Here is an 11,077-nt window from a genome sequence, read left to right on the forward strand (position 1 = left end):
GGCCTACATTTCGCACTTTTGTAGGCCGGGTAAGGCGAAGCCGCCACCCGGCATTACCGTTTAAATCACCCGCGAGAACTGCTGCATACGCGCTTTCTGACGCAGGTATGCGTCAAAGCACATGCAGATATTGCGGATCAACAGACGCCCTTTCGGCGTGACCTCAATCGCGCTCTCCGACATATCCACCAGCCCGTCTTTCGCCAGCGGCGCCAGCAGCTTCAGGTCTTCCGCGAAATAATCGCTGAAGTTCAGCGCCCACTGCGCTTCCACGTCCCTGAAATCGAGACGGAAGTTGCAGATAAGCGCCTTAATCACATCGCGACGGATGCAGTCGTCACGGGTTAATGCGATGCCGCGCCACAGCGCGTTGCCGGTCTCATCCACCTGCTGGTAATACAGCTTTAGCTCTTTCTGGTTCTGCGCGTAGCAGTCGCCGATCATGCTGATGGCGGAGACGCCCATGCCGAGCAGATCGGTATCGCCCTGGGTCGTGTAGCCCTGGAAGTTGCGGTGCAGGACCCCTTCGCGCTGAGCGACCGCCAGTTCGTCGTCCGGACGGGCAAAGTGATCCATGCCGATAAACTGATAGCCGGTGTCGGTCAGCGAGGTGATGGTTTCCTGCAGGATATCCAGCTTCTGCTGGGCAGAAGGCAGATCGGCATCTTTGATTTTGCGCTGGGCGGCAAAGAGCGTCGGCAGATGCGCGTAGTTAAAGACGCTCAGGCGGTCCGGACTGAGTTCAGCCACGCGCTTCAACGTAAAGGCGAAGCTTTCCGGCGTCTGCTTTGGCAGGCCGTAAATCAGGTCGATGTTGGTCGACGTGAAACCGATGTCACGCGCATGGTTGAGTAAGGCAAAGATAAAGTCTTCGTCCTGCTCGCGGTTCACCAGGCGCTGAACCTCTTTATTGAAGTCCTGCACGCCCATGCTCAGGCGGTTGAAGCCTTCTGCGCGTAAGTGATCCAGCACATCCAGCTCAATTTCACGCGGATCGACTTCGATCGAGATTTCAGCGTCGACGTTAAAACTGAAATTGCCGCGCAGCAGGGTCATCAGGCGGCTTATTTGCGCTTTGTTCAGATAGGTTGGCGTACCGCCGCCCCAGTGAAGCTGGCTGACGTGACGGCCTTTAAACAGCGGCGCGCGATGCACAACTTCCTGTTCGAGCGCGTCAAGATACTGGTCGGCTTTATGCTGCTGGCGGGTCACGATTTTATTGCAGCCGCAGAAGTAACAAAGCTTGTGGCAGAACGGAATATGGACATAGAGCGACAGCGGACGCTCAGGATAGCGCGCGACAGCCTGCTGAAAATCCTCCTCGCCGAAGGCATCGGAGAACTCCAGCGCGGTGGGGTATGACGTATAACGCGGCCCGGAATAGTTATATTTCTGGATTAGGGCCAAATCCCAGTCGATAGTTGGTGCTGACATGCTCACTCCTTCCGTTGGTGTCGCGTTCGTATACGGCGGCCCGTTCTGACCCCATTGCGGGACATCATTCGGGTGCGCAGCCACTTCTGTCGCCGCGACAACCGCCGTAGTTTAACGAATAACCACACCAGATAACATATAACCGGAAGGGTTATAAGCAGGACTATCGTGCCTGCCGGGTGCAAATGTTAGTTTCCACCCTTCAGAAGACGCATCATATCTTCCTGCTTTTCGTCTTCTTCTTCGTCGTCTTCGTCATCGTAAGACAGACCCAGCTTCTGCATCAGCTCGTCGATGCGATCCAGTTTGGCATCCACCCATGACTGCTCTTCAGCGGTCAGGGTTTCACCCTCTTCAAGACGTTCCAGCAGCGCGTCCAGGCGCTCATCGTTCTCCAGCAAATCCAGCTCAGCCTGCGGTGAAAGCATAGGTTTCTCGCTCTTTGGTTTGTGCTGCTTAGTGACCGGGGTGTCTGTCACACCCAGTGGAATGGGAGTTTTACTGCCGATACGAGGATCTTTCTGCTGCTTGCTTTTTGCAGAAGCGCCCGCTGCACCACCACCGTTGGCACGGCTACCCGCAGCATGACCGCGATGTTTTTTGTCGCGTTTGCGGTCGCGCGCTTCCTGGTTCAGTTCTTCGCGCGTTTTGCGGCGTGCTTTTGCAGGGCGTTTCGCGCCCGCAGCGGAGGTTGGTTTTTTCATGATGTTTTATCTTTAAGTCGTTTTCTTCAGTATAGAATTGCGGCGAAATCTAGCAGAAAGCAAGCAAAGAAAAAAGGCGACAGAGCAATCTGTCGCCTTTTTTCCTGACTCACAACCCTTAACGGGTCAGACATTCCATGTTTGCCAACAACAAACCCTGTTTATCCCTTGGCTAATACCGTCCGTGATACGGTTCCATTTCCTGTTAAAACGCCTCCGGGCGCTGGTCGTCCTGACAATCCTGCGTCTTCGCCTCCTGGCGCTCCTGACCCTTATCCTTAAGTCATCATCCTGTTGGCTTCCTCGCCTTGCCGCATACTTTACCGTGTTCGCTTAAACTAACAAGCAACGAAACGGTACAAAAACGGATTTTCAGATAATTACCTGGAAATAAGATGATGATTTAAAACAGTTTGCCTTTTTCTTGCTCCTGCGATTTCTCTGAAATCTCCCATAGTACGTATAGCCAATCTCTCACAGCGGCCAGGGCTTAAGCCTACAGGCTGAGTGCAATGAAAAAAGTCTTTTGCCCGCATTCAGGTATAATCCCCCTCAGATTACGATTTTTGGAGACGACCACGTGACTACCTGGAACTACCAACAGACGCATTTTGTCACCAGTGCGCCCGATATTCGCCACCTCCCCTCTGATACCGGTATTGAAGTGGCCTTTGCTGGCCGCTCTAATGCGGGTAAATCCAGCGCCCTGAATACGCTGACCAATCAGAAGAACCTGGCGCGTACCTCAAAAACACCTGGCCGTACCCAGCTGATCAACCTGTTTGAAGTCGCAGAGGGCAAACGCCTGGTCGACTTACCGGGGTACGGTTATGCGCAGGTACCCGAAGAGATGAAAATCAAATGGCAGCGTGCGCTGGGTGAATACCTCGAAAAACGCATGTGCCTGAAAGGTCTGGTGGTATTGATGGATATTCGCCACCCGCTGAAAGATCTCGATCAGCAGATGATCGACTGGGCGGTGGCAAGCGATATCGCCGTGCTGGTGCTGCTGACGAAAGCCGATAAGCTGGCAAGCGGCGCGCGTAAAGCGCAGGTGAATATGGTTCGCGAAGCGGTGCTGGCGTTCAACGGCGATGTGCAGGTTGAGCCGTTCTCCTCGCTGAAAAAGCAGGGCGTGGACAAGCTGCGTCAGAAGCTCGACACCTGGTTTAGCGAGCTGGAACCCGCGACGGAAGCGGAAGAAGAGTAATACCGAGCGCGGCAATGGCCGCGCTTTTTTTGCCTGAACATTTCTTTGCCGCAATAAAAAACGCCCCAGTCATTACTGACTGGGGCGGCTAAAATATTCAGCCAAATCCGATTACGTGAAGTAAAAGGTCTGAAAGATAGAACATCTTACCTCTGTACCCTACGCCGATAACTCTACCCCTTTTTGTGTTGCAGAAAAAGCACTTTTTGTAGTTTTTTTTCATTCTTTACATAGGGAATTCTAATGATCGTCACAAAACGCGCGTTGCCATGTTGCAAACTTACATAAAAAGCGCGTTATGCGAAGAACCCTTAGTGAGCCTGATCCCAGTTTTCACCACTTCCCACTTCCACCAGCAACGGCACGTCCAGCGTCATGCTGCTTTCCATCAGTTCGTGGATCTTCTTCGACACGGCGTCGAGGTCGTCCTTGTGCACTTCAAATACCAGTTCATCGTGTACCTGCATGATCATTTTCACACGCGGTTTCTCTTTCTCGAGCCAGGCATCCACGGCGATCATTGCACGCTTAATAATGTCCGCCGCGGTCCCCTGCATCGGGGCGTTGATCGCGGCACGCTCTGCGCCCGCGCGGCGCGCCGCGTTGCTGGATTTGATGTCCGGTAAGTAGAGACGGCGGCCGTCCAGGGTTTCAACGTAACCTTTCTCTTTCGCCTGCGCGCGGGTACGTTCCATATATTCCAGCACGCCCGGGTAGCGCTCGAAGTAGAGATCCATATACTTCTGCGACTCTTTACGCGGAATATTGAGCTGGCGTGAAAGGCCGAACGCGCTCATGCCGTAGATCAGACCGAAGTTGATCGCTTTAGCGCTGCGGCGCTGTTCGTTGGTCACGCTGTCCAGCGGCAAGCCGAAGACTTCCGCCGCGGTTGCCCGGTGAATATCTTTCCCTTCGGCAAACGCGGTCAGCAGGCCTTTGTCGCGGGACAGATGCGCCATAATGCGCAGCTCAATTTGCGAGTAGTCAGCAGAGACAATCAAATAATCCTCTGGTGCGATGAAAGCCTGGCGAATACGGCGGCCCTCTTCGTTACGTACCGGGATGTTCTGCAGGTTGGGATCGGTTGACGAGAGACGACCGGTCGCCGCGACAGCCTGATGATATGAGGTGTGCACGCGGCCCGTTTTCGGGTTGATCATCAGCGGAAGCTTATCAGTGTAGGTAGACTTCAGCTTCGCGAGACCACGGTACTGCAGAATCACTTTTGGCAGCGGGTAATCCAGCGCCAGCTCTTCCAGCACCTCTTCAGAGGTTGAAGGCGCACCGCCAGGGGTTTTCTTCAGCGGCTTGATGCCCTGCTTTTCAAACAAAATGGTTTGCAGCTGCTTCGGTGAAGAGAGGTTAAACGGCTCGCCTGCAAGCTCATGCGCTTTTTGCTCCAGCTCGGTCAGGCGCTGCGCCAGCTCCCCGGAGTGGTTATGCAGCACCGTTGGATCGATTTTCACGCCGTTGCGTTCAATGCGGGACAGCACGGGTACCAGCGGCATCTCAATATGCTGGAACACATTCAGCGGACCTTCGTGCTTTTGCAGTTTTGGCCACATCTTCAGGTGGAGCTGCAGCGTAACGTCAGCATCTTCCGCCGCGTAGCGACCTGCTTCTTCAAGAGCGATCTGGTTAAAGGTGAGCTGATTTTTCCCTTTACCGGCAATCTCTTCGAAGGTGATGGTTTTGTGCTTGAGCCAGCGGTCAGATAAGGAATCCATATCATGGCGGCCCGCGACGCTATCCAGAATGTAGGATTCAAGCATGGTGTCGAAGGCGATCCCGCGCAGTTCAATGCCGTAGTTTTGCAGAATGCCGCGGTCGTACTTGAGGTTTTGCCCAACCTTGAGCGCCTTTTCGTCTTCCAGGATCGGCTTCAGCAGTTCAAGCACGCGTTCACGGGAGATCTGTTCCGGCGCATCCAGGTAATCGTGCGCCACGGGAACATAGGCCGCATGACCTGGCTCTGTCGCAAATGACAGGCCTACCATATTGGCAGAGATGTTATCGAGACTGTCCGTTTCGGTGTCAAAGGCAAAGACCGGCGCCTTTTTCAGTTTCTCGATCCAGGCAATGAGCTGTGACTCTTCAAGAAGGGTTTCATAATTGTCGAAGGAAAGCGCCACGGCTTCTTCTTCCGCCTGCTCTTCTGCATCAACGACAATCGTCTCCTTCGGCTTTGTGGAAGGTTTTGCCCCTTTTGCCTGCAGCCATTTACCGGCTTCCACGTCAGTGGTCCAGCGCTTAAATTCGTATTTCTTAAACAGGCTTAGAAGCTCGTCCGCAGAAGGCTGCTGCACTTCCAGCTGTTCACAGCCCAGTTCGAGCTCGACATCGGTTTTGATTGTGGCCAGCTTATAGGAGAGATAAGCCACCTCTTTGTTCTCTTCCAGCTTCCCAGCCATGGTTTTGGCACCACGGAAGGAGAGACCGGCGATTTTGTCTGATTCCGCGTAGAGCGTATCCAGCCCGCCCAGCCCCTGAAGCAGCGCCTGCGCGGTTTTCTCACCGACGCCAGGGACACCAGGAATGTTATCCGAGGAGTCGCCCATCAACGCGAGGAAGTCGATAATCAGCTCTGGCGGCACGCCATATTTTGCGACCACCTCTTCCGGCCCAAGAATGGTGTTGGTCATGGTGTTAATCAGGGTAATCCCTGGCGTCACCAGCTGCGCCATATCTTTATCACCGGTGCTAATCAGTACCGGACGACCCATCTTTTCGGCTTCACGCGCCAGCGTACCGATGACGTCATCCGCTTCAACCCCAGAAACGGCCAGCAGCGGCAGACCCATCGCTTTCACCATCGCATGCAGCGGCTCTATCTGCGCACGCAGATCGTCAGGCATTGGCGGACGGTGGGATTTGTAATGTTCAAACAACTCGTCGCGGAACGTTTTGCCTTTCGCATCAAACACGACGGCCGCATGGGTTGGCTGATACTGAAGGATCAGGCTGCGCAGCATATTCAGCACGCCATACATTGCGCCGGTAGGTTCCCCTGCGCTGTTGGTCAGAGGAGGAAACGCATGGTACGCCCGATACAGGTAAGAAGAGCCATCGACGAGAATAAGAGGGTTTTCTGGGATCTGAACCATAATGTCCGTGCCTTTAATCAATTTATGCGTAAAGGATGCCACAGAAGGATGAAAACATCAGTTATTCAGGCCCGATACAGGAAAAGATTTTGCGATCGTGAGGATCGCTCGTAAAAATCAAACTGTGGATAAGTTTGTGAGTATTTTCACTTCATATGAATAACAGACGTAAAAAATACATATAAGGCAATATTTAGATCTTAATTATCAGATTGTTATGTTATGAGATCGCCTCTATATGGCCAACTGATGACAATTTAGTCTATGTGGATATAAGCCTTGATTTACGCAGAACGACAGCGAAATCTTCTGCGCCGGGGTAAAAGCCGCCAAATCACCCTGTGAAAGCGCCATTCATTTGTCTGTTTTCTGGTAAAATCAGCGCCCAGCGTCGACTATCCGGTCGCTCACTTACAGCTAACCACCTGAAAAAGCTCATCATGTCGAGATTGCTCGCTGCAATAACATTACTGCTAAGCATCATTTTAACTATCCTGGTGACGATCGCCTGTTCCGTACCGATCATTCTCGCCGGGATCATTAAACTGCTGCTGCCTGTACCCATGGTGTGGCGAGCCGTGTCCGCATTTTGTAATTTCATGATGTATTGCTGGTGCGAAGGACTGGCGATCCTGTTGCGCCTTAACCCGCACCTGATGTGGGATATCAAAGGGCTGGAGAACCTTAACAAAAAGAACTGGTATCTGCTGATCTGCAATCACCACAGCTGGGCGGACATCGTGGTGTTATGCGTGCTTTTTCGCAAACACATCCCGATGAACAAATATTTCCTGAAACAGCAGCTCGCCTGGGTGCCTTTTATCGGGCTGGCCTGCTGGGCGCTCGATATGCCGTTTATGAAACGCTATTCGCGCAGCTATTTGATTCGTCATCCGGAACGTCGCGGTAAGGATGTGGAGACCACGCGCCGCTCCTGTGAAAAGTTTCGTGCGCATCCGACGACCATCGTGAACTTTGTTGAAGGCTCCCGGTTTACGGAAGAGAAGCGCCAGCAAACTCGCTCTCCGTATCAGCATCTGTTGCCGCCAAAGGCAGCGGGGATTGCGATGGCGCTTAACGTGCTGGGAGCACAGTTCGATAAACTTCTTAACGTCACGCTCTGCTATCCGGAAAACGATAAGACGCCGTTCTTCGATATGCTCAGCGGCAAACTGACGCGTATTGTCGTGCACGTCGACCTGGTTCCGATTGACGCTGAACTGCACGGTGATTACGTAAACGATAAGAACTTCAAACGTCGTTTCCAGCAGTGGCTTAATACGCTCTGGAAAGAGAAAGACGAACAGATAGACAAGATAAAATCTTCATACAAAAACGCCGGTCAGTGACCGGCGTTTTTACATCAGCGAAATTACTTCTTCTCAACCAGGTATTTCACGGTATCTGCATACTGCTGTACGAAAATATCCATGCTGCTGGTGTCCATGCCCTGCATGTTCAGCTGATATTTGCCGTTAACAAACATCGCCGGAACGCCCTGAAGCTGGAGGTCAGCAGCCGCTTTTTCCTGCTGGGCAACCAGTGATTTCACCACGAAGCTGTTCCATGCGGCATCGTACTCTTCACCTTTCACGCCGGCATCAACGAACACTTTACGGATATCCGCAGTGGTCTGAACGGTCTGGGTTTTCTGTACGGCTTCAAACATTGGCGAAGTGATCTTATCTTCTACGCCCAGTGCCATCGCCACCGCCCATGCCTGAGTCAGGTCTTTACCCAATGGGCCCAGGAACTCGACGTGGTACTTGGTCATTTTGGTGCCTTCCGGCAGCTTTTTCTTCACGTTGTCAGAGACATGCAGCACCTGCTCGAACTGGTAACAGTGTGGGCAATAGAACGAGAAGAACTCCAGTACCTGTGGCTCGCCAGCGACCGGCTTCTCCAGCGTGATGTACTGTTTGCCGTCGGTAAACTGTGCAGCAGAAGCGCTAAATGCCAGAATCATACCTGCCAGCGCCAGCCAAATTTTTTTCATGATTAACTCTCTCCTGGGTGTGTCCATTAATACATCGGCGTTAATTGCAGAGGGGGCTCCTGAAGAACCTTAACCTGCTCAGTAAATGTAGATATCTGGCTACGCCAGTAATCCTCTCCGGTAAGCCACGGGAAATTACGAGGAAATGCCGGATCGTCCCAACGCCTGATTAACCATGCGAGATAATAAACAAAACGCATCGCACGTAAAGGCTCAATCAGGGCAATTTCGTCTGAATTAAACGGGCTAAATTCTTCATAAGCTTCAATAATGGTTTCAAGCTGCATGCGCTGCTCGGCTTTGTCGCCATTGAGCAACATCCACAGATCCTGAACCGCTGGCCCCATACGCGCATCATCAAGATCGACAAACAGCGGGCCGTCACGCCAGAGAATATTCCCGGCGTGACAATCGCCATGCAGGCGCAGGACGGAAATATCATCGCGCCAGCAGGTTTTCACTGCAGCAATAAGCTTATCGGTGGCGTTGAGGAAATCATCCTTTAGCGCTGCGGGGATCATTGCAGACGTTTCGAATAATGTGCGCGGTTCAAGAAGGTATTCCTGAATCCCCATAGTCGGGCGGGCAATAAAGGCTTTTTTGCGTCCCGTCTGGTGTATACGCCCAAGATAGCGGGCAACCCACTCCATCTGATCGATATTATCCGCTTCAAACTGACGGCCACCCAGACTTGGGAATACTGCATAGTAATACCCTTCGTGCGTAAGGAGCGTTTGGTTATTGAATTTTAGCGGTGCGGCAACGGGGACATCGTCATCCAGCAGATCGTGAGCGAACTGATGCTCTTCCTGAATTTGTTCAGCGGACCAGCGTTCAGGACGATAGAATTTTACGACATAGCGCTGACGATCCTCGTCCTGAAATTGATAGACGCGGTTTTCGTAGCTGTTTAACGGTGTTAGCCCGGAATCCACCCGAATACCCTGTTCAAACAGGGCATCCATAATGGTGTCCGGGTGTAATGTCTGGAAAGTAAAAGCCTGGTCGTTCATCCGATCATCCGGAAATTATACGAATGATTCAGGATATCATCTTGTGGCGATTTCGGTGCCGCCGCTTACAAGCTTTTACTCTTTAATTACGCCTCGGGCGCGCAGCAATGCAGTCTTAAAATCTTCCTCATAATCTTTCTGAATACCAGGAATAACAGCATCTTTGGCAGAGTCGCGCATTTTAAGGTGGTAGATCAGGATGTCGTCAGAAAGGTCTGCCAGATCGCCGTCAAAACCTGACTCTTTTGCCAGTTTCTGTAAAAATTGCATCAGATTGAGCTCTGGCTCTTTTTGCCAGGCTGGCTGGAGGAGTTCAATAACTTCATTCAGACGTTTACATTTCATGGTGGTGCTCCTTTCATTTAGAGTGACACGTTAGCAGGGTCAATCCCACAATAAAAGAGGCGATATTCGTGAATGTTAGCCAGGAAATCATCGGGGTCGTTCTGGCAGGCGGCAGAGCAACGCGAATGGGCGGTAAAGATAAGGGGCTTCAGCTTCTTAATGGAAAACCCTTGTGGCAGCATGTCGCTGACACGCTTGCAGATCAGGTTGCAGCAATAGCCATCAGTGCCAATCGCCATATCGATATTTATCAGCGCAGCGGATACCCCGTTTATCAGGATACTCTCGAGGATTACCTAGGACCGTTGGCCGGCATGCTCTCGATCATGCAGCAGTCTGAGGCAGAGTGGTTTGTTTTCTGCCCGTGTGATACGCCGTTTATTCCCTCCTGCCTTGTCGAGCGTCTCGTGCAGTCTCGTAATGGTGCACCGGTTGTCTGGGTGCATGACGGTGAGCGCGACCATCCTGCTATTACGCTGATTCATAGATCATTAGTTCCAGCGCTGCAGGATTACCTGACGGTGGGAGAGCGAAGAGTCATGGTGTTTATGCGTCAGTCAGGCGGCCATTCCGTTGATTTTAGCGACTGGAAGTCTGCATTTGTGAACGTGAATACGACGGAAGATTTACAGACCATGCAGGAGAAAAAATGACGCCTGTTTTAGCTATCGCCGCCTGGAGTGGTACCGGGAAAACGACGCTACTTAAAAAGCTGATACCCGCACTTTGTGCCAGAGGCATCCGCCCAGGCCTGATTAAGCATACCCACCACAATATGGACGTCGATAAACCGGGTAAAGACAGCTATGAACTGCGTAAGGCAGGTGCCGCGCAAACCATGGTGGCAAGTCGTGAGCGGTGGGCATTGATGACGGAAACGCCCGATGAAGCACCGCTGGATCTCGCGTATCTGGTCAGTCGGATGGATCACTCCACGCTTGATCTGGTGCTGGTTGAGGGGTTTAAGCATGAGGCCGTTGCAAAGATCCTGCTGTTCAGAAGCGATGCCGGGCATGATTTTAGCGAGTTAACGCTGGATGAGCATGTCATTGCGGTGGCTAGCGATGTGGCAGTGGAACTTGAGGTTCCAGTGCTGGATTTAAATGATGTGGACGGGATTGCGCAGTTTATTGTGGCGTGGAGTGCGGTCTGACTTGACGGGTGGCGGCTTTGCCTTAACCGGCCTACCGTTTTTTGGCGCATAAACGCAAAAAGGCCATCCTTTCGGATGGCCTCTTCACTTGTTTGATGCCTGGCAGTTCCCTACTCTC

Annotated in this window: 11 protein-coding genes; 4 read left to right on the forward strand and 7 right to left on the reverse strand. The window is 52.3% G+C overall.

Annotation, left to right across the window (positions count from 1 at the left end; genetic code table 11):
• Positions 1-60: 60 nt before the first annotated feature.
• Together hemN and yihI are read right to left on the reverse strand one after the other, a co-directional pair.
• Complete coding sequence (gene hemN / locus AA74_RS0110180) at positions 61-1,434, reverse strand: oxygen-independent coproporphyrinogen III oxidase (protein ID WP_025912318.1); 1,374 nt, start codon at positions 1,432-1,434, stop codon at positions 61-63.
• 188 nt (positions 1,435-1,622) lie between these two features.
• A complete protein-coding gene (gene yihI / locus AA74_RS0110185; protein WP_008501860.1) occupies positions 1,623-2,138 on the reverse strand; it encodes a Der GTPase-activating protein YihI in 516 nt (171 codons plus the stop codon).
• Between the two features lie 580 nt (positions 2,139-2,718).
• On the opposite strand from yihI, the gene yihA reads away from it, so the two are divergent.
• A complete protein-coding gene (yihA, locus tag AA74_RS0110190) occupies positions 2,719-3,348 on the forward strand; it encodes a ribosome biogenesis GTP-binding protein YihA/YsxC (protein WP_008501861.1) in 630 nt (209 codons plus the stop codon).
• 311 nt (positions 3,349-3,659) lie between these two features.
• Here the strand turns inward: yihA and polA are convergent, their stop codons facing one another.
• Entirely contained in the window at positions 3,660-6,452 is a 2,793-nt protein-coding gene (gene polA / locus AA74_RS0110195; protein ID WP_025912319.1) for a DNA polymerase I, read from the reverse strand.
• Between the two features lie 334 nt (positions 6,453-6,786).
• Positions 6,787-7,053, reverse strand: coding sequence for a hypothetical protein (locus AA74_RS1000000123680; RefSeq protein WP_025912320.1), 267 nt, complete (start codon positions 7,051-7,053; stop codon positions 6,787-6,789).
• Between AA74_RS1000000123680 and AA74_RS0110205 the strand changes: the two genes are divergently transcribed.
• The gene (locus tag AA74_RS0110205; protein ID WP_253270960.1) at positions 6,950-7,801 is read left to right on the forward strand and encodes an acyltransferase; all 852 of its coding nucleotides are present in this window, start codon (positions 6,950-6,952) and stop codon (positions 7,799-7,801) included. The two genes, AA74_RS1000000123680 and AA74_RS0110205, sit on opposite strands and share 104 nt — an antisense overlap.
• 23 nt (positions 7,802-7,824) lie before the next feature.
• Here AA74_RS0110205 and dsbA read toward each other — a convergent pair whose 3' ends face one another.
• The 3 genes from dsbA to AA74_RS0110220 form a co-directional block, all read right to left on the reverse strand.
• On the reverse strand, positions 7,825-8,448 hold the full coding sequence (gene dsbA / locus AA74_RS0110210) for a thiol:disulfide interchange protein DsbA (protein ID WP_008501864.1): 624 nt from the start codon (positions 8,446-8,448) through the stop codon (positions 7,825-7,827).
• Positions 8,449-8,474: 26 nt separating this feature from the next.
• Positions 8,475-9,461 carry a serine/threonine protein kinase gene (locus AA74_RS0110215; RefSeq protein WP_023326350.1) on the reverse strand — a complete coding sequence of 329 codons (987 nt, stop codon included), beginning with the start codon at positions 9,459-9,461 and terminating at the stop codon, positions 8,475-8,477.
• 75 nt (positions 9,462-9,536) lie between these two features.
• The gene (locus AA74_RS0110220; RefSeq protein ID WP_008501866.1) at positions 9,537-9,806 is read right to left on the reverse strand and encodes a YihD family protein; all 270 of its coding nucleotides are present in this window, start codon (positions 9,804-9,806) and stop codon (positions 9,537-9,539) included.
• A gap of 68 nt (positions 9,807-9,874) precedes the next feature.
• Between AA74_RS0110220 and mobA the strand changes: the two genes are divergently transcribed.
• Both mobA and mobB read left to right on the forward strand, forming a co-directional pair.
• On the forward strand, positions 9,875-10,459 hold the full coding sequence (mobA, locus tag AA74_RS0110225; protein ID WP_025912322.1) for a molybdenum cofactor guanylyltransferase MobA: 585 nt from the start codon (positions 9,875-9,877) through the stop codon (positions 10,457-10,459).
• Positions 10,456-10,959, forward strand: a complete 504-nt coding sequence (gene mobB / locus AA74_RS0110230; RefSeq protein WP_025912323.1) for a molybdopterin-guanine dinucleotide biosynthesis protein MobB — start codon at positions 10,456-10,458, stop codon at positions 10,957-10,959. The genes mobA and mobB overlap by 4 nt, the downstream gene beginning before the upstream one ends.
• The last annotated feature ends 118 nt before the right edge of the window (positions 10,960-11,077 follow it).

It is taken from the genome of Enterobacter sp. 5-4, from assembly GCF_000612205.1.
Classification (GTDB): domain Bacteria; phylum Pseudomonadota; class Gammaproteobacteria; order Enterobacterales; family Enterobacteriaceae; genus Enterobacter; species Enterobacter roggenkampii.